17 protein-coding genes and 1 tRNA gene are annotated in these 24,794 nt (G+C 54.5%); 11 read left to right on the forward strand and 7 right to left on the reverse strand.

The features are described 5' to 3' along the window. Positions 1 to 12: 12 nt before the first annotated feature. Positions 13 to 1,494, reverse strand: coding sequence for a methylmalonyl-CoA carboxytransferase subunit 5S (locus NXS13_RS02380; RefSeq protein ID WP_259077132.1), 1,482 nt, complete (start codon positions 1,492 to 1,494; stop codon positions 13 to 15). Between the two features lie 332 nt (positions 1,495 to 1,826). Between NXS13_RS02380 and NXS13_RS02385 the strand changes: the two genes are divergently transcribed. Then, positions 1,827 to 3,446 carry a hypothetical protein gene (locus tag NXS13_RS02385; protein WP_259077133.1) on the forward strand — a complete coding sequence of 540 codons (1,620 nt, stop codon included), beginning with the start codon at positions 1,827 to 1,829 and terminating at the stop codon, positions 3,444 to 3,446. 170 nt (positions 3,447 to 3,616) lie between these two features. On the opposite strand, the gene NXS13_RS02390 is transcribed toward NXS13_RS02385, so the two are convergent. Both NXS13_RS02390 and NXS13_RS02395 read right to left on the reverse strand, forming a co-directional pair. After that, a complete protein-coding gene (locus NXS13_RS02390) occupies positions 3,617 to 5,080 on the reverse strand; it encodes a hypothetical protein (protein WP_259289296.1) in 1,464 nt (487 codons plus the stop codon). Between the two features lie 688 nt (positions 5,081 to 5,768). Further along, positions 5,769 to 6,131, reverse strand: a complete 363-nt coding sequence (locus NXS13_RS02395; protein ID WP_259289297.1) for a hypothetical protein — start codon at positions 6,129 to 6,131, stop codon at positions 5,769 to 5,771. Positions 6,132 to 6,435: 304 nt separating this feature from the next. Here NXS13_RS02395 and NXS13_RS02400 point away from each other — a divergent pair, with 304 nt between their 5' ends. The 4 genes from NXS13_RS02400 to NXS13_RS02415 all read left to right on the forward strand — a co-directional run bounded on the left by NXS13_RS02400 (position 6,436) and on the right by NXS13_RS02415 (position 13,340). Next, a complete protein-coding gene (locus NXS13_RS02400) occupies positions 6,436 to 8,370 on the forward strand; it encodes a class I SAM-dependent DNA methyltransferase (protein ID WP_259289298.1) in 1,935 nt (644 codons plus the stop codon). Beyond that, a complete protein-coding gene (locus NXS13_RS02405) occupies positions 8,367 to 9,542 on the forward strand; it encodes a restriction endonuclease subunit S (RefSeq protein WP_259289299.1) in 1,176 nt (391 codons plus the stop codon). Before NXS13_RS02400 ends, NXS13_RS02405 begins: the two co-directional genes overlap by 4 nt. Before the next feature lie 20 nt (positions 9,543 to 9,562). Continuing rightward, positions 9,563 to 12,676, forward strand: a complete 3,114-nt coding sequence (locus NXS13_RS02410) for a type I restriction endonuclease subunit R (protein ID WP_396125067.1) — start codon at positions 9,563 to 9,565, stop codon at positions 12,674 to 12,676. Positions 12,677 to 13,169: 493 nt separating this feature from the next. Further along, the gene (locus tag NXS13_RS02415; protein ID WP_259077141.1) at positions 13,170 to 13,340 is read left to right on the forward strand and encodes a hypothetical protein; all 171 of its coding nucleotides are present in this window, start codon (positions 13,170 to 13,172) and stop codon (positions 13,338 to 13,340) included. Between the two features lie 266 nt (positions 13,341 to 13,606). Here NXS13_RS02415 and NXS13_RS02420 read toward each other — a convergent pair. Together NXS13_RS02420 and NXS13_RS02425 are read right to left on the reverse strand one after the other, a co-directional pair. After that, positions 13,607 to 13,680: transfer RNA gene (locus tag NXS13_RS02420), tRNA-Met, on the reverse strand. A gap of 124 nt (positions 13,681 to 13,804) precedes the next feature. Next, positions 13,805 to 16,780 (reverse strand): UPF0182 family protein, encoded by a 2,976-nt coding sequence (locus NXS13_RS02425; RefSeq protein WP_259289301.1) that lies wholly within the window; start codon positions 16,778 to 16,780, stop codon positions 13,805 to 13,807. 249 nt (positions 16,781 to 17,029) lie between these two features. Here NXS13_RS02425 and NXS13_RS02430 point away from each other — a divergent pair, with 249 nt between their 5' ends. Together NXS13_RS02430 and NXS13_RS02435 are read left to right on the forward strand one after the other, a co-directional pair. After that, complete coding sequence (locus NXS13_RS02430; protein ID WP_259289302.1) at positions 17,030 to 17,554, forward strand: PPA1309 family protein; 525 nt, start codon at positions 17,030 to 17,032, stop codon at positions 17,552 to 17,554. Positions 17,555 to 17,581: 27 nt separating this feature from the next. Next, positions 17,582 to 18,352 (forward strand): hypothetical protein, encoded by a 771-nt coding sequence (locus NXS13_RS02435; RefSeq protein ID WP_259289303.1) that lies wholly within the window; start codon positions 17,582 to 17,584, stop codon positions 18,350 to 18,352. 16 nt (positions 18,353 to 18,368) lie between these two features. Here NXS13_RS02435 and NXS13_RS02440 read toward each other — a convergent pair whose 3' ends face one another. Then, the gene (locus tag NXS13_RS02440) at positions 18,369 to 19,430 is read right to left on the reverse strand and encodes a PDZ domain-containing protein (RefSeq protein WP_259289304.1); all 1,062 of its coding nucleotides are present in this window, start codon (positions 19,428 to 19,430) and stop codon (positions 18,369 to 18,371) included. A 92-nt stretch (positions 19,431 to 19,522) separates the two neighbouring features. Between NXS13_RS02440 and NXS13_RS02445 the strand changes: the two genes are divergently transcribed. From NXS13_RS02445 to NXS13_RS02455, 3 genes are all read left to right on the forward strand, one after another. Next, positions 19,523 to 20,890, forward strand: a complete 1,368-nt coding sequence (locus NXS13_RS02445; protein WP_259289305.1) for a zinc-dependent metalloprotease — start codon at positions 19,523 to 19,525, stop codon at positions 20,888 to 20,890. A 204-nt stretch (positions 20,891 to 21,094) separates the two neighbouring features. Beyond that, positions 21,095 to 22,597 (forward strand): ABC transporter permease/substrate-binding protein, encoded by a 1,503-nt coding sequence (locus NXS13_RS02450; RefSeq protein ID WP_259077147.1) that lies wholly within the window; start codon positions 21,095 to 21,097, stop codon positions 22,595 to 22,597. A gap of 5 nt (positions 22,598 to 22,602) precedes the next feature. Then, positions 22,603 to 23,328, forward strand: coding sequence for an ABC transporter ATP-binding protein (locus tag NXS13_RS02455; RefSeq protein ID WP_259077148.1), 726 nt, complete (start codon positions 22,603 to 22,605; stop codon positions 23,326 to 23,328). On the opposite strand, the gene NXS13_RS02460 is transcribed toward NXS13_RS02455, so the two are convergent. Beyond that, positions 23,309 to 23,827: a SprT-like domain-containing protein gene (locus tag NXS13_RS02460; protein ID WP_259289306.1), complete on the reverse strand. Its 519-nt coding sequence runs from the start codon at positions 23,825 to 23,827 to the stop codon at positions 23,309 to 23,311. The two genes, NXS13_RS02455 and NXS13_RS02460, sit on opposite strands and share 20 nt — an antisense overlap. Positions 23,828 to 23,909: 82 nt before the next feature. Here NXS13_RS02460 and NXS13_RS02465 point away from each other — a divergent pair, with 82 nt between their 5' ends. Further along, entirely contained in the window at positions 23,910 to 24,794 is an 885-nt protein-coding gene (locus NXS13_RS02465; RefSeq protein WP_259289307.1) for a hypothetical protein, read from the forward strand.

The following is a 24,794-nucleotide window of genomic DNA, read 5'->3' on the forward strand; positions in this document are numbered from 1 at the left end:
TTTTTCTCCCTTTTATTCGGCTGGCTCAACGCGAACGGTCTCTGTGCGACCGCCCATGGTGACTCGGTAGGTGATTGGTTCCAGAACAGGCTCGTTCTCGCGCTTCTTCAACTTACTTGGATCCTTGCCCACATTCTTTGGACCTTCTGGTCGAGATTTGAAGAATCCTGGTGCAACACCTGGGAAGAGGGCATTGGTGAGAACGTCCTCATCGGTGCCGTCGAAGCCTTCGAGCGTTTCGGCCTGGCTGCGCAGTTCATCCCACTCTGGCTCGAGTAGATCAGCTGGCCGGCAGGTAATAGCTTCTTTTTTGGTTTGCTTTTCCGCTTGAGCGATGAGTTCGGGATTGCGCTCCCCAATGCACTCACCGTAGTAGCCAAGCATGAGGTCTGCGAACTCAGCGGTCATGACCTTATACCGACCCATGAGTACGTTGAAGACCGCCTGGGTACCCACGATCTGAGAGGATGGGGTCACCAGTGGTGGGAAGCCAGCATCCTCGCGCACGCGAGGTACTTCGGCCATCACTTCGTCGATGCGATCGCCGGCACCCTGGGCATTGAGCTGAGATTCCATATTGGACAGCATGCCGCCTGGGATTTGAGAGAGGAAGATATTGGTATCGACGAGAGTCTTTGACTCGAATTCCTTATACTTCGGACGAATCTTCTTGAAGTGGTCGCGGATATTGATTAGACGATCCATGTCGAGGTCAGTCTCGAAATCGGATCCTTCGAGCATTTCAACGAGGGATTCGGTGGGGTTGTGGCCAGGGCCCAGGGAGAGAGAGGAGATGGCGGTGTCAACAACATCTGCTCCAGCCTCAATGGCCTTCATCAAAGTTACAAGGGTCACGCCGGTAGTCGAGTGGCAGTGCACGTTGATCTGAGTATCATCGCCGTACCTATCCTTGATGCCACGAATGATTTCATAGGCTGGTTGCGGCTTGAGTAGCGCAGCCATATCCTTGAGCGCGATTGAATCGGCACCCATATCCAGCAGTCGACCGGCTTGCTCGATATAGCCCTCGACGGTGTGCAGCGGGGATACGGTATAGCAAATCGTACCCTGAGCATGCCCACCGACCTTTTTCACGGCCTTCATGGCGCGCTCGAGGTTGCGAGGATCATTGAGGGCGTCGAAAACGCGGAAAACATCCATGCCGTTTTCCTTGGACTTTTCGACGAATTTATCGACCACCATATCTTCGTAGTGACGATAGCCGAGGAGGTTCTGGCCACGCAGTAGCATCTGCAGGCGAGAATTGGGCATGAGCTCGCGGAAGGTGCGCAGTCGCTTCCACGGATCCTCATTGAGGAAGCGGATGCAGGCGTCGAATGTTGCACCACCCCAACATTCAACTGACCAGAATCCTGCCTGATCAATATCGGCGCAGGCATCGACCATGTCTTCGAGGGCCATGCGCGTTGCGAATAAACTCTGATGCGCGTCGCGGAGTGCTACTTCAGTCACTCCAATTTTTCTTGGACTCATACTTAAAGAATCTAGGGTATATGCAGGTTTTTTGCAGTCGAGTTGGGCAGAAATAACGGTGAGTTCATGCCCACTTTTGTCCGTTTGAGTGTGCTGAATCTTCTTATTGGAGATAACTTTTTCTTATATAGGCACGTCTAGGCAGGTATTCTCACCTTTTGGTAACGGGTTTCAAATAAGCAAAACGGGTATATTTGTGGCTAATCTCGCAGTGAATTATGTCCTAGCACACAGTTACTGAACAGCGTTTAGGTGCACTTTTGTACCACATCACGCCAATTCTCTTGAGGCCTATCATCAAAGCGACAACAGTCAACCTAAAATAGAGCACTATGAAACTCTCGACATATCCACTCGCAGCGCTTGGCGCCTCCCTTAGCCTCGTCCTTTCAGGGTGCGCCTCTACCACTCCCCCTGAACCATCAACCGACCCCTCGTCCATCGCCTCTAGTACCATGGACACCGCAGATCCAGACGGACCGCACGCAGCCCCAGACCGGCCACGGGCTCCGCTCAAAGTGCAACAGTCTTCCACCACTAACGCCACGATCTCCGACGTTGATCTCGGCAATACCACCGTCGGAAGTTACAGTGCACCTATTCGAGGCGTGCTAGTGACCCCGACGTCCACCTCCGAGCCCGCTCCTTTGGTTATTATCAGCCACCTCCGGGCTCCTAACTGCGGCGAATCCACGTTTGCGTTTCCCTGCCCTCAAGGCGAGGAGGAACATAGATTTGACCGCGGCATGACCTACCTTGGTGAGGCCTATGCTTCACAGGGCTACGCCACCCTCATTCCTGATCTCGGAGCCATCTTCTCCGGCTACGATGTCACCGAACCTTATGACCAAAACACAATGTGGGAAGGAAGCGTGGGCGCGCTACTCGCTGCAGTTAGGGAAGATAATTCTGGAAAGACCCAAACATTCGGTATAGATCTCACCGACAAAATCGATATGTCTACGGTAGGTTTTTTTGCTCACTCAAGGTCCGGAAGCCTCGTAGATTCAGCTGCCACCGTGGTGGGTGGAAGATCTCTGAAATCGGTTTTCGCCTATGCCCCCGCATACGATACCTATGATCTCGAAGCCCTTAACCCAGCTCCCCGCGATATCCCCTACCTCGCACTGAGCGGCGATATGGACCAAGATGTGGGAAAGTCAGCAAACCTTTGGCTCGGTCACTACCTCGATACTCCCCGCACCTCCCCTGCGCTAGCAGCTCACGCCCCGGGACTTGGCCATATGCTCATTAACCGCACCGCAGCTGCCGCTGAGATGGATGATCGCACTGCCTGTGACCTCACAAATTGTGCAGATGCCCCCACCCACGAAGAAATCCTCAGCACCATGAGTATCGACTTCTTCGATGCCACCTTGCGCGGTAAACCCACGAGCCTGCCTCTTAGCGCTTCAGCCCCGTTACCAGAAACTGTTGCGGACACTCCCATCACGTGGCTTGCTCTAAGCCCCGAGCCCGCAGCTTTTATCAACCACACGGAATTTAGTGGCGATAGTACCCCCTGTCATATCGGGGATCCGATGAATCCTATCAAGCCGGACGATCTGTGCCCCATGGCTGATAAAGGAGTGGTAGATATCCTCACTGGAGTTAGCCGCCTGACGAAAGCTAGCACTCAAACTAAAGTAAGCGGTGCTCGAAGCCTCGCTATCACGCTTGCCCCAACAGGTTCGTATACCGAACCCACCACGGTGAATCTCAACCTGCACCTCGCTGATGGATCACTCCACGCTATCGCCCTTGATCCTGAGGATCCAGCGTTGCGCAATCGAGAATCTGCCAATGACAATGGCCGCTATTCACTCGCAACCATCCGAGTGCCCCTCGATGAGAACGTTACCCAATCCACCATCGAACAAATTGATATCCTTGCCGAGGAAAATCCCGTGTACTTACGCGGCATCGCCCTCTCATTGGGAAAGATGGGGTAGATAACGGGGGGGAATAACCACGCCACAAGCCCACATAAACAAAACAAGTGAGGCCTTGGGGGTAACTACTTCCCCAATAAAAGGGAGGCGAGGGCAACCATCGATTGAGCTACGGTAGTTGCCTTCGCCTCCTCTTGGCATTTCACCCAAGATAGAATGCTAGAAATGTCCTAGATGCGAATTCCTAAAGTCTGAGCTAGCGCACCTAACTGCGGGAGCATATGAGATAGCGCCGCCATGATTCCGCCTACAACAGCAACGACCGCCAATACGATCCCAGCAATTGCTCCCGCGCCCAGCGAAGACGCTTCTGGATCCTGTTCTGGCTGCTGTCCCGGATCAGCGGGGGGTGCTGGATTCTCTGGGGTCTGCTCTGCAGGTGGGGTTGGTTGATCAGTGGGGGCCTCTTGATCATCTTGGTTAATCCCTGATCGCTTGGCTATTTCAGATTGAAGTTCCTTCAGTCGTTTCTTTAGCTCAGGACTAATCGCAAAGTTATTCGCCTTATCGAAGTCCGCCTTCAGTTCCTCAGCTTGTTGAGTTAAATCAGCATCATCAAGGGTACGCACGGCCTCAAGTGCTGAAGCAAGGTCCGTGAGGAGATCTTGCCGTTCTTTGTCAATAGCCTGCGACGCCTGGATGAACGTGGACTCTAATTGCCGAACTCTCTCGGTCTGGGCCTCGATGCCCGCCACATTATTGGCCCTTTCTAGCGAATTAACCTCCGCTAAGAGACGAGCCGCATCATCAGCAATCTTGGCAAGCTTGATCCACTCGTCAAAGAGAACCTTTCCGCTGTATCCCAGCACGCCGTCGACCACATCATTAAGAGCCTTCTGCAGCGGTGCCGCGACCTCTGTGGCCGTGGGCCCCTGAGGGGTTGCATTTGTTAGGGCATCGGCTTCGAGCGCTTCTTGGGAGACTTGCTGAGCCTGATCAGTCGCCGAGTAGGCGACCTGTGTCACCGTGATACCAGCAAAATCACTGGGAGTAAACGGGCTTCGACCTGAATCTAAGTACTTTTGCGGCACGCCCCAATTAACCACTGCAGCACTCGGAATGCGGAAGATGAACTTCTCGTCACCCTTGTAATTATTCAAGCCTGACTTGGCCTGGCCTAGATTATCCAAACGGTTTTGGATATCCAGCTGTCGATCGGAGGTTGCTTTCAATTCGGTGAAATGTACCATTGCTCGATCAATGATCTCAGCAGCTGAGGCCTCAACTACTGGATCTACGCCGATCGAGCTCACATCCAGATCGCGGGCTCCCTGGAAATCCTCCGCCTGCAGGATTATCATCTCGCGTGCCGCCTGAGCGATCAAAGTTTGGTTCCTGGCATAGAATCTTCCAGCCCACTCATTCGGCGCCTCACGCAGCCAAAATGCCTGAGCACCTTCGGAGTAGTACGAGCGAGCTTTGTAAATTTGGTCGTATAGCTCAAAAGCAGCAGTATAAGACGCCGAATCCGACTTGGGCTCAATGAGAAACTCATTCGGAATCGTGGACCCACCCCGAGCCTGGGCTACCGTGTAGTCGAGGGGCTGAGCCAGGGCAGGTTGACTTATCGTGCCAGCTGCCAGAGAGCTCACAACCGCGAGACTTAAGATGCTATTAAGCACCGCTTTCTTCATGAATGTCCTTTCGTTGCATGATCCCACGACGTTCATTTTTTTCGCGAGAGCACACCCTTAAGAAAGGGTGCATTACTACAAGATACACACATATGTCCGATTTTGCTAAGGTAACCCTAACTAGCTTTGCTGGATCCAGCACTTACCAAGATTTTCAAGGTTGCCGCTGTCGATTACGATGAGATTTGTTGAAGCTACATAGCTCCGAGTGACTTAATCGCAGCGATGCCGCGTTTTCCTTATGGGAGGAAAGGGAGCTACACGGCAGTTTGAATAAGAAGACTTAGCCGAAGGTTACACCTTTACCTACACCCTCTTACCCCGCTCTTAGGACCTCGACACTGCATGGGCAAAACTGCGGACAGTTTAGGCCTTTCCACTGCCATCTACCTAGGTGGGTGGTCGCCGAGAAATTACCGAGAAACGGAATTGCGGCCGTTCATGGTGGGGAGGTCAGCGAGCTAGAGACTGTCGACCTGACCCGAAAAACACTGAAGCCCCCTTCGAAGAGGGGGCTTTAGTGCGATTAGTAGCGGGGGCAGGATTTGAACCTACGACCTCTTAGTTATGAACCCAGCGTTAGGTCTATAGCCATAATTAAAAATGTTGTCGCTGGCAGCCTCCTGTAAACAACGTTTTTACGCATGTTACCGGTGTCGATACAGCAACACTATTAGATTCATTGACTCTAACGAAGAAGAAAAGGACCACTTAGAGCCATGGAGCGCCACTTCAAAGCGGTCCTGTCAACGAAAGGCCCCCTATGCCCACGATCTGCACCAATGTCTACTCGACGACGCGCATATGATGCGAGGACTGAGCGCGATTTGTTGCCGCTTTCGTGTAGCAGCGAACATGGCGGAACGTGACGCGGCCATGGTGTCCACGTCGTCGGGTGTGTAGTTCGTATGGTTGACTTCGACGCAGTGGCGAACCTTTTGGCGCGTTGGTCGACGGGAATGGTGTCGTTATAGAACATGCTGAGCGTGGTGCGCCAGCCGTGGGTGCGGAAGTCCATGTGCAACGACTCGAGGCACAGTTGCAACGTCATCTCCCGATAGAGCGCACGGATGGCTTCTTGCTCCTATGATTGCCCGTTTCACACCCATCCGATTACGCGATATTAGTCCACTCTATAAACCGACAACCCCCACTCCCCAAAAAATAGGCTTACACCACATCCAAAGTTAGAATATGCGAAGAATCATTCACCCTGGCAGCATCGTCATTTCGACCGATTTCTCGATCACATTTTCGGCCTAGCGGGGTGAAGTGTCCACATCGTAGTGGACGATGATTCTCAGTCGTGTTCCGCGTTCAGTGATCAAGCAACAAAAGTAGGAGTCTCAGCCCGCATGACCTCATCAACTTCGCTCACCCAAGCTGTCTGGCAGACAGCAGACACCTACCTGCGCGGTGTCGTGCCCCGCCAGAACTACGGTGACTACATCCTCCCCTTCACCGTGCTGCGCCGGATCGAGTGCCTCCTGGAGCCGACCAAGGCTGATGTGCTGCAGACCATCAAGCACACGAAGTTCCCGGAGAGCATGTGGGAAGCCCTGATTCGCGCTGACCATGGCCTGTCTTTCTATAACACCTCAGAATTGTCGCTGGGGGTGATCGGTGGCAGTGATGACCACGTCAAACAGGGCATGCTCACTTACCTGGATGCCTTCTCTGACAATGTCCGCAGCATCTGGACCGCCTTTAAGTTCCCGGAGCTGCTGGCCAAACTCGAGGAGAATAACGTCCTGTGGGGTGTTGTCAAGCACTTTGCGGGCATCGACCTTTCCGACGATGCGCTCGGTGAAAACGCCATGGGCAACCTCTTCGAGAACCTCATGTACCGGTCCTTCTCAGAGAACGGGCAGGTCGCCGGTGAGTTCTACACCCCGCGTGATGCTATTCGCATGATGGTGGATGTCCTGCTAGCCAGTGATGATGATAGCCTCCACGGTCAGGCACCCGCACGTACCGTCTATGACCCAACCGCCGGCACCGGTGGTATGCTGCTGGTTGCCAAGCGGGCCATGGAGGAACTCAACCCCCATGTCGAGGTATCTGTCTACGGGCAGGAGATGATGGCCGAGTCCCTAGCACTGGGCAAATCCGATCTCATCGTCTCCGGTATTTCACCGGATGCCATCCGCGACGGCGATACCCTGGTCAATGACCGCTACGAGGGTGAACTTTACGACTACGTGCTCGCCAACCCGCCGTACGGTACCGACTGGAAGCGCTCCAAGGGCGCGGTGGAGCGAGAATCCAAGATCGAGGGCTCACGCTTCAGTCATGGTCTGCCGCCGGTCTCGGACGGTCAGATGCTGTTCCTATGCCATGTGGTGCACAAGCTCAAGGAACGCGAGCACGGCACCACCAAGGGTGGACGGGCCGGTGTGGTCACCAACGGCTCACCGCTGTTTACCGGTGGACCCGGATCCGGTCCTGATCAGATCCGTAACTGGCTAATCAACGGCAACTTCATCGACGCGATCATCGCGCTGCCGACGGACATGTTCTACAACACCGGTATCGCCACCTACGTGTGGATTCTGGACAAGAACAAAGAACCTCGGCGTGACGGCAAAATCCAGCTAATCGATGCCACTGGCACCTGGTCGCCCATGCGCAAAGGCATGGGCAACAAGCGCCGTGAGTTCTCTGAGGAAGACCGGAAGTTCATCCTCGGCATTTATAGTGCCTTCGAAGACGCTGATCCGGAGTACTCCAAAATCGTCACCCCTGATGAACTGGGCTTTGTGGATGTTCCCATGTACCGGATCAAGCGCTACTCGGTGTCGGTCACCGATGAGACCGTTGATGCTGCTATGGACCATAAGCAGGCATTCACCGGCCATGAGGCTGCAATCCGGTCCTGTGAAGGGGTGGCGTGGAATGATTTGCCGGCTCATTTGCGCACGGCTGCCAAGGCAGCTGGCCTGAAGATGGGTGTCGGACTGCTCGGCCACATCATGAATGCACTCGCCATCGAGGATGAGCACGCACCGGAGGCTGTTGATCACCGCGGCAACAAAGTCATTGATAAGGCCTCCAAAATCACTGAGCGAATTCCGCTGACTGAGGATGTGGATTCCCACATGGAACGTGAGGTGCTGCCGTTTGCACCCGATTTGGTGTGGGACATGGCTGAGTCCAAGGTGGGCTATGAGATCCCCATGACCAGGCTGTTCTACAAGCCCGAGGAGATGCCCTCACTCGAGGAGCTCGACGCTGAGATCGAGACTGTCCTCGAGTCCATCCGTGCTCGTTTTCAAGAGGTCAAAGAATGAGTCACTTCGGAGCAGTATCGACCGTTTCCCTTCAATTTATTTCTCATATCTATGCCGGAGGAACTCCCGACAAGAAGGTAGCTCGATACTGGGAAAATGGAACGGTACCTTGGATTAACTCGGGCACGGTCAATCAAGGTTTAGTGACTCAACCGTCCACTTTTATTACCGAAGAAGCCTTCGGTAATTCATCAACGAAATGGGCGCGAAAAGACGATCTGATCGTAGCCCTCGCTGGTCAAGGTAAGACTAAAGGAAAGGTTGCGCAAATGGGAATTGATGCGTGCGTTAACCAGTCCATGTCCGTAATCCACGTACGCGACACATCGAGATTTATCCCTAGGTTCGTGTTTTACTCCGTCCATTCTCAATACCTAGATATTCGATTTATGGCTGGTGGGGATAAGCGTGATGGTCTTAATCTCCAGCACATCGGCGCAATTCGTGTACCTCATCTGCCTGTCGCTACCCAGCAGCGCATTGCTGACTACCTGGATCGGGAGACCGCCGAGATCGACGCTGCGGTGGCCGACCTGGACAGGTACGTGGAGCTGCTGGAGAAGCGTCGGAGCATCTTGATTGCCGACTCCATGGACTCCGCCCCCCCTACATCCTTGGTGAAGACTGTGCGAAACCTCGAGACTTTTGGTTGGCTAGAGCTGGGGCGCGGAAAGGTGATATCTAAGGAGGATATGCAAAGTGCCCCTGGAGATTATCCCGTGTACTCTTCGGCGTTCACAGATAACGGCTTATTTGGAAAGTACGGTAAGTATCTTTTTGACGACGAACGTATATCTTGGTCTATAGATGGCGGCGGGATGCCCTTTTATAGACACAAGCATTTGTATTCACTTACGAATGTGAGTGGGTGGATGAGGGTTGTTGAGGCCTCGGTTCTTGACATCAAGTACCTCTATTATGCGGTGCTTAATGAGTGGTATAGGAACTCGTTCGATTACGCATTTAAAGCCCACCCTTCAGTAATCAGAGATTTATATCTCATCCCACTCCCACCACTGGATGCCCAGCGCCGCATTGCTGACTACCTGGATCGGGAGACCGCCGAGATCGACTCCCTCATCGCTGAATCCACAAAGCTCCGTGATCTTCTGCTCAAGCGTCGTTCTGTTCTTATTACTGAGGTCGTTACCGGCCGGAAGGAGGTTCAATAATCATGGGTATTTCGTCCACGATGGAAAGGGCGTTCGAGGACACCATCGTCAACCATCTTTCCGCCCACGGGTGGCTGACCGGCACCGGCAATGCTGGCGCTAGCAGTAACGCCGGCTGGGACAAGGCCCGGGCGCTGTATATCCCTGACGTGCTGCACTGGCTTGAGGCCCAGTACCCGGAGGAGTTTGCCAAAGCGGTCCCCGAGTCGTCGACGGGTGTGCAGCGTGATGTCCACATCGCCAAGCTCCTGGACCGTCTGGCCGAGATGCTGGATAAGGCACCGATCCTCAACGCGCGGACCAAGAAGGTCCAGCACGGGCTGCTCGGTACCCTGCGTAACGGCTTCTCCCACGCCCAGCGTGGCCAGATGAACGCCACCTTCGGCCCGATGGTGGCATTCCATCCTGAAAACCCGCTCTACACCAGTGCTGTCGAGCAAGCCCGTCACAACCGGCTCCGGGTGCTGCGCCAGGTGCCCTTCGATGTCACCGGCACCGACACACTTGATCTGGTACTCACCGTCAACGGTATTCCGGTGGCCACCCTGGAACTGAAGACCGATAACACCCAGGCAGTGCGTGATGCCGTCAAGCAGTACAAGCAGGACCGCAAGCCGACGAAGAACCGGCCCCTGCTCAAGCCTGGCCGGGCACTGGTGCACTTTGCCGTGTCCAACCAGGAGGTCTACATGACCACCGTGCTGGCGGGCCTGGACACCTTCTTTCTGCCCTTCAACCAGGGCAACGACGGCCATGCCGGCAACCCGGCCAACCCAACTGGCTCTGACACCGCCTACCTATGGGAGGAGGTGTTCGCACCGGAGCTGTTCCTGCGTATCCTGCGCGACTATGCCCTCTGGGAGCCGTCGTCGAAGGGGAACAAGGGTCGACTGATCTTCCCGCGCTACCACCAGCTGCGGGCCACCGAGAAGGTCATCGACGACATCGCCGAGCGTGCCCGGACCACCGGCAGAGGTGCTGGTGGTCGCTACCTGATCCAGCACTCAGCAGGCTCAGGTAAGACCAAGACAATTGCGTGGCTGGCCCACCGGGCGGGCCGTGTCATCGACATGGCCGGCAAGCCGGTATTCGACTCGGTCATCGTGGTCACCGACCGCACCGTGCTTGATGACAACATCAAGGAGGGCTTGGACCTGCTGCGTGCCTCCGAGGGCCTGGTGGTCAACGTCAACAACGAACTCGGCTCCAAGTCTAAGACGCTAGAGGCGGCTCTTTCTCGGGGTGGGCACATCATCTCGTGCACCATCCAGACCTTCCCGGCGCTGGCGAAGATGATGGAGAAGTCTCCGGCCCTTAGCGGGCGCAACTACTGTGTGATCATGGATGAGGCCCACTCCTCCCAGCACGGTGAGGCCGCCACCCGACTGCGTGAGATCCTCGTTGACGTTGAGGTTCCTGAGGGCGAGGACATCGGCGCTGATGATGTCCTGCTGGCCATGGACAAGGCAGTGACCAACTCCCCGAACTTGAGTTTTATTGCGCTAACAGCCACCCCGAAAGCAAAAACCCTGGCCGCGTACGGAGCTGTGGACCCGCACAACCCTGACCGTCGTGTCGCATTCGATACCTACCAGATGAGTCAGGCCATCGAGGAGGGCTTCATCCTCGATGTGCTGGCCAACTACTCCACCTACCAGATGTTCGCTAGCATCCGTGATGCGCTGGGGAGGGAGGAGACAGTCAACTTCGGTGAAGCGGTCTCCGATATGGTGCGTTTCGTGCGCCTGCACCCGACCTCGATTGCCCAGAAGGTGGAGGTCACCGTCGAACATTTTCGGCGCAACGTCATGCACCACCTGGGTGGCACCGCCAAGGCCATGGTGGTGGCAGCTGACCGGATGTCGGCGGCGACCTGGTCGCACAAAATGAACGAGTATATAGCCAAGCGCGGCTACACGGACATGACCACCCTGGTGGCGTTCTCTGGGTCGTTGACCTACGGAAAGGGAGACGAGGCCATGGAGGTTACCGAGGCGTCGATGAACGGTGTGCGCGATACCGCCGGGCACTTCCGTGAGCATGACGAGGCGAAGGTGCTCATCGTGGCGAACAAGTTCCAGACCGGGTTTGATGAGCCGCGCCTATGTGCGATGTATGTTGACCGAAAGCTCTCCGGTGTGCAGGCTGTGCAAACCCTGTCGCGGCTCAACCGGGTGTTCCCGGACAAGCCCAAGCCGATGGTGGTGGACTTCATCAACGAGCCGTCCGCTATTCTGGAGTCCTTCAGGCCTTATTACCGGGATGCCTACATCGAGGACGAGATCCCCGCTAACGCTTTGGCGGATCTGGGTGATGTCCTGGATGCCGCCGCGTTCTACACCCCGGACGAGCTCGACAAACTGGCCGATGCCTACATAGCGCATGAGGATGCCGAAACCCTGCAGGGGCTGGTGGCGCCGATCCGGGCCCGGTGGAATGATCACATGCGTGATGCCCGTCTGAAGCTGGACAAGGAGGCCTACGATACCGGTAAGTCTTTTAGGGCCAACCTCATCAAGTACACCCATGCCTGGGAGTTTCTCAGCCAGATCGTCGATTTCCAGGACGCGCTGCTGCATAAACGGGCGATTGTCGCCGGTCTGCTGGCCAAGAACCTCAACCTCGAGCGTCAGGACGATGACGATGACTATACCGTCGGCATTGAACTGGTGGGAGTCTCCGTCGAGCCGACATCAGACGAACAGGATCTGGAACTGGCCGCACACGACCCCGAGGGGAAGCTGAGGCTGCCAGGCTTTGACGGTCGTCCGGTCGGCAGTCACTCGCCTGTGCAAGCCGCATTCGATGAGGCCGTAGACCAAGTGAACCAACTGCTGGCGAAGGCCGGTCTGGACTCATCAAACCAAGCTGCCGGCAACGCAGTTCGAGCAAGTTACGGCATCTTGGCGGCAGACACCACTGTGCAGGCATTAACGCGGGAGAACGACCCGACACAGGTAGCCGGCACCGACACCTTCAGGAACAAGGGACTCGGGGCCATCGTCACCGCCGCCAGACAGTCCAACGAGGTTTTCGAAGCTGTCACCGCCGATCCGGAGAACCTAGAAAAGTTCCTCGAAGTACTGGCGCACATGCTGGTCGCAGCACGCCAGGATGAGAGGAATAATGCATAGCTGACGTCCGATCTAAGTCACGGGTCCGCGACACAGTTGTGCTAACCGAAGATCCCGATGCGCCGCGCAGTTGCTCACGTCCCTGTAGTCACCGCGCTGAGTAGTACGCACGGCGCCCCACCTTCTGGACAGGCCCCGACTGGAGCGCATTCATTTGCGACTGAGCAACCTGGCCTGCGCCCGTTGGGATCTCGAAAGAGCCGAGATTGCGGTAAAACCGGTTTTCCAGACGCTGGGTGCTGTTCCCTGGCTGCCTACTGCACCATCTCGATGAACTCACAGCTCCCAAGGGGCCGTGGCAGTGGCTCTGGTTCCATCCGCTGCCGCCTCCAATAGCGGTTGCAGACAACGGCGGTTGATGTGTCGACTATGCCTTTTTCCGCGGCAAAGCGGCCGACCGGTGTATTGGGAGGCTCTGAGGCCCGCTGATCTCGGCTGACAGGGTCAACTGCTGCGTACCGTCCGTGCCTTCGGCCTGCACGCCGCTGCGTTTTTGCCCAGCGTCGTGTGGTTGGTCATGCCGGTGGGTGCGCTGTTGCAGGTGTTCGGTCTCGCGTCGGTGCCCGAGCAGCGTGGTGATATCGCGGCAGGTGTTTCTAACGGTGCGATTGCCTGCTTCATCCTCGGTCGGCTTTACGTCGTCGGCGTGGCGGTGGCGCTGTGACTCTCCCACGCCTTTGTTATATCCTCGTCGTCCACGCTGGATTCGGCCGCCTTGTCCAGACGAAAACTGCTGTTGAACTTAGCGGGTATATTGACGAAACGTTTGCGTGACAACGCGACAAGAGTGTAATAGGTCACACAACGCGTCGCGGCGCGGCCACCGAGGTTTTTAAACGAGCCAAGAGAACTCCACCGAGACCCTCCAGCACTTCCGAAGCAGAAAATAAACCCTCGCCAGGCTATGGGCCTGGCGAGGGTTTTCTATAGTAGCGGGGGCAGGATTTGAACCTACGACCTCTGGGTTATGAGCCCAGCGAGCTACCGAGCTGCTCCACCCCGCGCCGAATTGCTTAGATCATATCTGGTCTCCGCAACGAGAAATAACTATACCCAGATCATGCGCGCAAAGACAAATCCCCAGTACCTTCCACCTCATGGCAGCAAAAGAGTACTGGGGATCGGCTCCTAGTTGTTCAGGGCTTGGTAGGCAGCTACAGCCTGATCTAACTGATCAAGAGCCCGTCCGTATTCTTCGAAGGACCCGTCACGAGCCGCCTCGAGTCGGCTCAGAGCCTCGTTGATCGCTGTGATTGCTTCCGAAGCATTAACAGCTCCTGGTACTGGCTTTTCAGCCACCCCTTCACCGCTAGTATCTTCACCGTCACCCTCGACGGGTGTCTCCGTTATGGGTGCCTTACCCGTCGGCGTCTTGAGAGTTTTTGCTTGGTCGATATCTTGAGCCTCACGTGGGTTGATTCCAACCTGTGCGAGTGCCTCAGAGACTGTCGGGGCATAACCTACCTGGCCGTTATAACTGACGAGTACGCGCAACAACTTGGGGAAGGCGGAGTCTTCTTGCCCCTTGCGCTGAGCGTAGATGGGCTCTACGTATAGGATCTCGCTACCACCCACGGGCAAAGTGAGAAGATTTCCATTTTTAAGCTCGGTAGTAGCCTTCCACAACGACTGGTCACGAGCCACCTGGTCAGAGGACATCAGAACGTCTTGGGCCTGCTGGGGCCCGAGTGTCTGAGTATTGGTAGGCAATACGCGGACGGTGATCTTGCCGTAATTCTCAGGATCCGAGCTCGCCGCCATATGGGCAGCAAGGTATTGGCGATTCAGACCACGGAATGGGGTGATCAACTGGAAGGAGGGTTCACCGGTCTCAGCGTCGGCAGCTACCACGTAGAACGGGGGCTGAGCCTTGCCGTCAATACCTGAGGATGGGTCAGAGGGAACGGACCAGAAGCGGTCATTGGTAAAGAATTCGCGGGCCTCATTGACATGGTAGCGGGCAAGGATGGAGCGCTGAATCTTGAACATATCCTGCGGATAGCGGATATGACTCATGAGTTCATCAGAGATCTCTTCCTTTGGCTTTACGGTGCCAGGGAATACTCCTTCCCAGGCTTTTAGAACAGGGTCGTTCTTATCAAATTCGTACAGCTCAACTGAGCCATCATAGGCGTCGACGACTGCCTTCACGGAGTTACGGATATAACCGAGCTCATCATTGACAATCGCGCGGTTGTCCGCTCCCACTCCGGCGGTGGTATCTTGCGTGGTCAGCGACATGCTTACGCGCTGCGCATAAGGAAGCGAGCGCAGAGTTGTATAGCCGTCAACAATCCACTTGATGCGACCGTCGATAACCGCCGGGTAGGTGGTGGAATCGGTGCTCATCCACGGCGCTACCTTGTGTACGCGCTGGCGCGGATCTCGATCGAATAGAATCTTGGAATTCTCATTGACGCGTTCAGACAACAGGATATTGATTTCCCCGTACCGCGCTGCAAATACACCTCGGTTGAAGTAATTACCAATGCCTACTCCACCCTTGCCCTGATAGGTATAAGTGGAGTTGTCCGTATCGTATTCCACAGCCGTATCCGAATTTGATCCAACCACCGCGTAATCAGCCCCATCGACCGCTGATGCAATTAGTGGGCCGTAGTAGATTCGGGGTTCATCGACCACGATGCCAAGTTTTTTGGCATCCTCGTCTGTTGTCTGGAGATCCGAGACGGTATAAACGGGATACCCACCACGAGTTGATCCCACGTCGCGGGCGACCTCATCGACCTTATTTGCGCGCGCGGCCACGAAACCATTGCCGTGGGTATATACAGTGTGTCGGTTGATCCAGTTTCGCTGGTTTTCGCGCAGCGAGTTGGGATCGATCTCGCGGGCAGCTACCACGAAGTCACGTAACTCACCATCGATGACATAGCGGTCCATCGCCAGTGACTCAGGGAATCCGTAGAAGTTTTTGAGCTGCTTATTTTGCGTGAATGTTGGAGAGAGGATTTCTGGATCCAGCAAACGAATATTGGACACCGTCGCTGAGTCGGACGCGACTACTTCTTCACTGGCGCGTTCTGCGCCCCAATCGAGCTTATAGTCCACTTGTTCATCGGTGAGCCCGTAGGCGTAGCGGGTGGCCTCAATATTGCGACCAATATATTCTGATTCTTTTTCAGCGCGGTTTGGGGTCACCGAGAACTTTTCTAACATCAGTGGCCAGGCGCTGCCGATAACAAGGGCGGACAGCAGCATGAGGACTGTCGAGACCGCTGGAATACGCAAATCCTTGAGGAAAATAACGGAGAAGAATGAGGCAGCTACCAGCACTGCTATGACCATTAAGATGATCTTGGCGGGAAGTACCGCATGAACATCGGTATATGACGCGCCCGTGAAGGTTTCATTGGAATTATTCAACAGATCAAATCGATCCAGATAATAGCCCAGTGCGCGCAGGATCATATACAGACCAGCTGTAATCCCCAGCTGGATGCGAGCCCCCATGGTGACGACTCCCGGGGCTCCTGTTTGGGAGTTAGCCAGACGGATTCCCCCGAAGAGGTAGTGCCCGATCAAGGCGAGGAAGAACGAGACAACGAGCAGAATTGACACAGTTCCTAGCATGAGCCGCAGCATGGGGAGGGTAAATGCGTAGAAGCCAAAGTCCATGCCGAATTGCGGATCGGTAACTCCAAAGCTTTGGCGGTTAAGGAAAAGTTGCACAACTCGCCACTGCTGCTGACCGATAAAACCAGCAAAAACTCCGAATGCCAGGGGGAGCACAAATCCGCGCTTAGCAACGAACTGTTCAAGTTGCCGTCGCGCCTCCGCAACAGCATCGTCGACGAAAAGTAAATTCTCGTGGGCTCGGGATTTGTAAGTAATTAATAAGGTAGCTCCTACGAATAAAGCTGCTAGGAGACCGAAGGCAAAAAATAAAGCGATTCTCGTCAGGACAACTTTATTGAACACACTGCGGAAGTCGATAGCCCCGAACCACAGCCAGTCGGCATAGAAGGTGACCGTAATAGGGATCAAAATGCTCAACAATGTACCAATGATGAGCAAGGTCGTCAGGATTTTTGGTGGGCGCCCCGAACGTGGGGTGGACAGTAGGCGATTGGCCAACGCCATCTCCTCAATTCTGTAGAAACTTTGATGATAAGGGAAGTGCTTTCCCACTTTAGTGGAGATCGAGGAGAAACGGCAGATGAGGTAAAGCAGATCTCCCTTCCACCTGTAGGTCCCTGCGCCACCACAGACCACGGATCTACTCCCCCAGGAGCACGATAGAGTGCGCAGCGGATAAGATGAAGAAAGGCGCCTAGGCCGTCCCCGAACTGAATATATACATTTATAACGTGTGAGTTAAGGATTAAGGGTATGAGTGATCAGCACCGAGTAGAATTATCGCAACAAGCTTTAAATAAGGCGATGCTCGAAGCGGTGGATTTTGTCCATGCTGAAGGGTGGGACGCTTCCCCAACCCTCTTTGCTCTTGTGCCTACCAGATTAATCGCCCAATCTGTCGACACTTTCGAGCAGGACGACTCTCCCTTGACTCTCGTGGTCCAAGAAGAGCTTCCCACACATATTCTTCCTGGCTCGATGGAGCTAGGAGATTATCTGTCCAGAATCACCTGGCCAGAGGAAGTTTTAGGGGCCGTTTTAGCCCAGGAAATTAAGTTCCGCGACTCCTCCGATGAAGAGTCCGATGCGCCCCGCCCGGCGCGCCTATTATCGGGTGTCTTAAGAAATGGGGCGCACCAAACCTTACTCCAGATGCGTCCCTCGGCAGAAGAATTAGCCACGAAGGGCCCCTTTGCCGAAGATGACATCGAGTTGCGCGGGGGCGGTTCTATTGCCCCTGGAGTTATCGCTACTCTTTTGGCTGGCTTCGACGATTAACTGTCCTTCTCCTGCGATTGGATCACTATGGTTATTCACACAGCTCCCCTCCCCTTTATGTATAAAAGGTTGCTCGTCGCCACCTGTGGCGCTCTCATGCTCATCTCTGGTTGCAGTGAGTCGTTACCTCACGAGTCCACTGACTCCACTGACCAACCAACATTGCAACCAATACGCACTGCAGTAAAACCAGTTGGGGTTCCCTCTCTCGGGCCGCATACCCAGGGCTCGCAGCATCCCACAACGCATCCCACAACAAAGGCTCAAGCGCCCACCTCACGGGTAGACACCCCGAGTACGCGCACACAGCAACGGGCGCTAAACGGCCCAGTTGAGCGCACTCGCGATGCTTTTTCTACGCTGGCGCCTGACTCTCTTTTCGCCCAATTTGATAGTTGCCAACCCAATGGAGTGAGTGATTCCATGGCCTGCACCGGGCCGGAGGTTGGGCAATTTCAGTTTTTCTCCTCCGACGCCAAGGCTGCCTCAACCACCCAGATCCTGACTGAACTGCGTTCTTCACGCGTGATGTACGATTCCGGCCGCTTTGTGGTGGGCTGGTCCACGGTGGGCAATACCGCGATTATTACGGCAATTGATAATGGTCTCGGCCTTGTTATGCAGCAGATGGTTTCTACTTATGACGTCGATCCTAAGGAAAGAATTTCCACTCTAGGGCTTATTGCCGCGGTAGAATCCCCGCGAAGTCATTCCGTGAAGTCCATCTCTGAGCCCACACCGGAGGCCACCTCCGCGACTTCTAAGTCAATCGCATCTCGGGTGGACCCAGGTAGCTAAGAGGAAATTTTAACCATTATGGACGGTCGGTGCAGCTTATCAGCTCTTTACCGGCGGCAAAGTCATCCATGCGTGCTACGGCATCGGAAAGCGTTGATACTCCCACTACTGTCATGGAGGAATAATTCTCGCCGGTGAGCTCTTCGCAATTGCGCGCCGGGGCTAAGAAGAGTTCAGCTCCCGCAGCAGCGGCGGCTCGGGCTTTGTGCTTGATGCCCCCAATAGGGCCCACCTCGCCCGTATCAGTAATAGTGCCGGTACCGGCCACGTATTTCCCGTGATTGAGTTCACCGGGCGAAAGCTTGTCAATGACAGCGAGGGCGAAAACCATCCCAGCAGATGGTCCTCCAACATCCTCGAGGTTATAGCGCACAGAGATTCCCTCTGCTGACGACGTCACCATATTGACTCCTAAAAAGGGCACGGTCTCGTCGTAGGGATGCGCCCGCAAAGTCAAAGTTTTTGTCAATCTGCGATCCCCGCGCTTGATACTCAGCTCAATGCTATCGCCAGGTTTTTTCGCTCGGACCAGCTGTTGCGCTCCACCTCCAGTGCGTACAGGGACGGAATCGATAGCTAGAATTACGTCATTATCGCGCAGCGTTTCAGCAGCGGCGGAATCAGCAACAATACGCGCGATCTTTACGTCCATAGGGCGCTTGAGATAACGCAGAGCGGCGGTGGTAGCCGCAGATTCAGATGCACTAAAGGCAGCCTCATTGAGCTGTTTTATCTCGTCTTCGGTTTTTCCTTGGGGAAAGATCTGTTCAATGGGGATGAGCGTATCCCCGTGCACGATAAGTCGATTGAGTCCCTGGATGAGCGTCATATTGCTACGTACACTTACTGTGGTCATATCGAGGTGACCCTGAGTTGAGTCCACCTCGGCGCCGTCGATATTGATCACCTCGACCCCGTTGACTTCATCGAGCGTATTAAACGTCGGCCCCTGCCCCTCTGCCGCATAGGGAATAGTCAGGGAATAATTGGTGCCAGGTATATGGTCTAATTGGGCAAGCGTCATGAGAATAACAACCGGGATGGCTCCAAAAGCTAGGGTTCGCGTTCGTCTGCTCACGGTCACTCAGCTTACGTGTAGAAGGTCACTGTTCGCTAACAGCATGTATATAGCGCTAGCGCTTATTGCTTAGATTTCGGTAGGTTAGGGACATGAATAACAGCGGTTTCGGTTTCTCCTTCAACTTCGGCTCCGACGATGATGACAATAATGACCGCCGAGAGAATTCTGGCAATTTCTCTGGCGGCTTAGGCGATATGTTCAATCAGCTCGGCGCTATGCTGTCAGGTTTGGGTAACTCCATGAATACCCCCGACGCGCAGAAAGAGGCCGTGAATTATGAAATGGCCAAGCGCATAGGGATACAACATCTATCTAGCCTTAAGCGCACCGAAAAAGTCAGCAGCGCCCACATCAAAGCGAGCGAAGAATCAGTGCGCCTTGCCGAATTATGGCTGGACGACGCTACCATCCTGCCGTCGGCTTCGGCCCGGGTGGAGGCGTGGTCTGCTGCGGATTGGCTGGAGAAGACGCTCCCGCAGTGGAAGCGTCTCGTCTCCCCCGTTGCCGCCCACAAAAATGAGGCGCGACTAGATACCCTGCCGAGCGAAGCCAAGGATGCCATCGGCCCCATGCTCGCAATGATGAACCAGATGTCAGGCGTTAACTACGGAATGCACTTGGGGCAATCTTTAGGCGATCTCGCTACCCAAGCGCTTTCTGGCTCCGACTTTGGCATACCAGTGGCGGCACCTGGGATCTTGGCGCTTAACCCCTTGGCCATTGAGGAAAGTGCCGCGAACTCAGGGATCCCCGCTCAGGAAGTTCTGGTCTATGTGGCAGCCCGCGAGGCTGCGCGCCAACGACTTTTCCACTCCGTGCCGTGGCTTGTTGAACGCCTAGTATCCTCTGTGGAGGAATATGCTGCTGGACTTGAGATAGATACCTCGCATATTGAGGAGGCCATGCGCGAGATTAATATCGAATCTCAGGATCCGCAGGCAATCCAGGAGGCTATGGCTCGGTTGCAGGATATGGATTTGGAACCGCGTATTTCCTCTCGAAATATCACCGCCACCTCTCGCCTGGAGAGCCTTCTTGCCCTTGTCGAAGGTTGGGTCGATGTGGTTGTACAAGAGGGGCTATCGGATCGGATACCGCAAGCTGCACAGCTCCACAAGCAGTGGATTAACCGCCGACTGACCGGGGGCTCTGCCGAAAATGTCTTCTTTGAGGTCGTCGGTTTTGAGATCGCTCAGCCTCCCACGGATGAGGCCGGTGAACTGTGGCGCAGAGTGACCGTAGCTGTCGGTACCCAGCGCCGCGACGGAGTATGGAAGCACCCCGATTTCCTTCCAACCGCGGATGATATTACGAATCCTGCAGAATTTATAGATTCTCTCCTCGACGATTCTGATTTTAAAGATTTTGATCCTATTGCTGAGATAACGGCACTAGAGAAAGAACGCGAAGAACAATCCTCTCACGAGGATGATCCGGAGAATCCCTCCAATCAATAACCTCCTCTGATAGACCTGTAGTAATAACAGATCTCCTTTGTGCCTACTCGTGTGGGGTAACGGGTGGGCACATATCACTCAATTGCCCTAACATATTAACCAGCACCAAGTAACAGTGCTGTGGCAGCCTGTCTCCTTCCCACCTCATCGTGGGAAGGCGTGGGAAGCTGTCACCCCCTTCCCCTTGTGAGGACACCGACTGCTATGCGCTTTTACGGCGATCTGATTATCGACCACCTCATGATCTCTCTGGGCGCCGCGATTGTTGCGGCTCTGATCGGAGTGGCAACTGGAGTTTGGCTCTCTACACGGCCCAAGATTGCCACTCCCGCTATTGCGGTGGTCAATATTGCGTATACCATCCCATCGATCGCGCTGCTTGGCGTGCTCATCACTGTGACGGGCATTGGCAATACGACGGCGGTTATTGCGCTCGTCGTCTATGGCTTGCTCCCGGTGGTGCGATCAACCTTTGTGAGCATGCGCGCCGTTGATCCAGCTTTAATCGAGGCTGCCAGGGGAATGGGCGCTACGAAGCGGCAGGTTTTTCGCACAGTCACCTTCCCCTTAGCACTGCCGCAGATCCTTGCCTCGATACGCACAATGGTGACCATGACTATCGCGCTGGCTGGTATTGCTTCTTTTGTGGGCGCAGGCGGCTTGGGTGTGGCAATTTATCGGGGTATCACAACCGGTAACCAACAGATGATTGTTATCGGTAGTGCCCTCGTTGCGGCCCTCGCCCTAATATCTGATGCTCTCCTGGCCGCTATACAAAAGGGCCTGACGGGTTCGACTAAAACACGGCGCACCACCACTAAGGGGCTCGTGGCCACTGGGGCTGTACTCATGGTGCTCGTGGCATTCTTTGCAGTCAATCTTGGAGGTGCCCAAACGGTGCGTATTGCTACTAAACCAAATACCGAGAATCTTATTCTGGGTAAAATAATGCAGCGCATGATCGAGGAGAATTCCGATTACTTGGTGTCCATGACCGACGGAGTTGGCGGTGGCACCAGCAATATCCAAAGCGGCATGAAGGCCGGGGACTTCGATATGTACCCCGAATACACAGGAACTGCTTGGCAGGTGATCCTAAAAAATTCGCGCGCTTATGATGAATCTCAGTTCGCCGAACTCAATGATGGGTTGCGCGCCCAGGTCGGCCAAGAGTTCAACCCCATGTTCGGCTTCAATAACACATATTCAATTGCGGTCAATGCTGAACTAGCCAAAAAATACTCCATTAAGACCTTCTCAGATCTCACCCGGGTAGCTCCGTCGATGAGCTTTGGTGCGGAATACGATTTCTATGAGCGTGAGGATGGTTATGACGCTCTCGCGGAATTCTACGGTCTAAGTTTCAAAAACACCGTGGATATGGATAACGGTTTGAAATACCAGGCTATTTTGGATGGCAAGATTGATGCCATCACCGTTTTCACCACTGATGGCCAGCTAACGGATCCGCGCATTGTGGTCCTTGAGGACGATAAAAACTTCTACCCCTCCTATGAGGCGGGAGTTCTTAGCCGTATAGATTTTGTGAGAGAAAATCCCGAGATCGCTCAGATCCTCAGCCCACTGCAGGAACTGATCGATGAAGCGACGATGGCCAACTTAAACAACCAAGTTGAAGTTGAGGGAAAGACTGTGGCTGAAGTTGCCGAAGAATTCGCGGTGAACAACAAATTGATTGGAGCCTAGAAGACATGTCTACCATCCGCTATGAAGATGTCAGCCTTTCATTCGGCGATAATCATTTGCTCACAGACCTCAATCTGGAAATAGCCGACGGCGATTTTGTCAGCATTGTTGGTTCCTCAGGGTCCGGCAAAACCACAATCATGAAAATGATCAACGGTTTAATCCTGCCCGATTCCGGGCGCGTGCTTATCGATGGCGAAAATGTTGCCGACCTCGATTTGGTCGATTTGCGCCGCCACGTCGGCTACAGCATTCAGGGCAATGTGCTCTTCCCCCATCTGACGGTTGAAGAAAATATTGGGTATGTGCTCTCCCTTATGGAGCAAGACCCCGAGGAGATTTCGCAGCGCGTTGGAGATTTGCTGGATACTTTCCAGTTACCCGACGATATACGTGACCGGATGCCTAATGAGATTTCGGGGGGCCAGGCACAGCGGGTGGGAATCGCACGGGCTTATGCCTCGTCACCGAAGGTATTACTCATGGACGAACCCTTTGGAGCAGTAGACGCAATTACCCGCTATCAGCTCCAAAAAGATCTCAAACACTGGCACGAAAAGCTAGGGCTGACCATCGTTTTTATCACTCACGATATCCGCGAGGCTCTCAGTATGAGCACCAAGGTGCTCGTGCTTCACGATGGTGTGATTCAGCAATTCGCTACACCCGCTGAGATTAAGGACCATCCTGCCGAGGGATTTGTCTCCGACCTTATGGATATGAGCGACTGACCGGCTGACGTGCCCACGCTTCTAAGAATCCCTTAGCGCGCTCGGCATAGGGAATCCGATCCGCCCAATGCCAAAACTCGGCTGAATGACCGGAGTGGATAAAAGTATGAGTTAGTTCGTGGGCAATGACAGCATCAAGAACATAATCTGGGACCCCACGGAGACGATCAGAAATGCGAATTTCGCCTGTCAAGCTGGAATATGACCCCCACCTTTTGCGCTGATTTTTTACCCACCTGATCGAAGTCATGTGTGCTCGCGAGTCGAGGTAGCGCCTATTGATCTCGTCAGCTCGCTGTTCTAGATCTGCATCGCTATATCTAGTTTGCTGCTTCGACCGAGTGAGTTTTTCGGTAATTTCTGAGACTATTTTTGCCTCTGCCTGTTCCGATAGGTGGGCTGGGACCCGGACTTCAATGACGCCATCGACCCAGCTTGCACTCACCGTTTTCTTTCGCCGCGCAGATCTGATGACGGTGATATCGGGATTGTCATCCATGACCCAATCTTTCTCTATCGCTTGCTACCCTCTTCTGCCCATTCGAGATGCGCACTGATGAAAGCCGTGATCCAATGGCCATATGACCTCCACTACTCTCACCGATCATAACCTCGACCATCGCGTTAGCGATCGCCTCCTGGTGCTCAGCCCAGGTATAGATATACTCCTTCGTGCCGATTGCGCCGTCCAATGTGGCCTTGACACCTCCAGGGCTGGGATCTTTGATATTACCGAGTTAAGACCGGGAGATCTCATCGCTTTCTTACGTTCTCTGGACCGCCCCCATCACATAAGCGTGATCCACGCTGGTTTGATCAAACTCGGGCTGAAATCGAGCACTGCCTCGATGATTCTCGAAGATCTAACCTACCACGGAGTTTTAGTCGATCCCGTATGGCCCACTGTTTGTCTTGTCGGTCCGGGAAGTCACGGTTTCACCATCGCTTCTGTACTCAAACAAGCGGGTGCTCGCGTTATTGAGGCTGAGGATCACCGCTTTCCTGAGCTTCTTCTCGACTCCGTGGATCGAACCACCCCCTTAATCGTTGCAGGACACTATCAGAGGGGCTCTCATTATGCCAAGGACATTTATAGTTTTCAGACCATCATTCCCATTGAGTTCCTTGGCGGCAGTGCTATAATTGGGCCGCTAAGAATAGATGGTCACGGCCCGTGCCCCGTATGCGGGGATCTCTATGCCACTGAGAAGGACCCCCATTGGGGCTTCCTCCTTGATCAACGCCACACTCCAGGCCGGAACGATCCGATTGTAGAATATAGCGTTGCTGCGCGCTTAGCGGCACTACTCGCCCCAGCATATCCATCACCTGGGATCAAGAATGATCTCCTGAGACCGGGCTTAAAAATAGCGCTCAACCCTTACCGTGGCGCAGAGGATATTGAGGTTGTCGGTCCCCATCGCTCATGCCCCTACTGCTGGGAGCACGCAGGTGAGCGACCATGA

It is taken from the genome of Corynebacterium sp. ES2730-CONJ, assembly GCF_024834055.1.
Taxonomy (GTDB): Bacteria; Actinomycetota; Actinomycetes; order Mycobacteriales; family Mycobacteriaceae; genus Corynebacterium.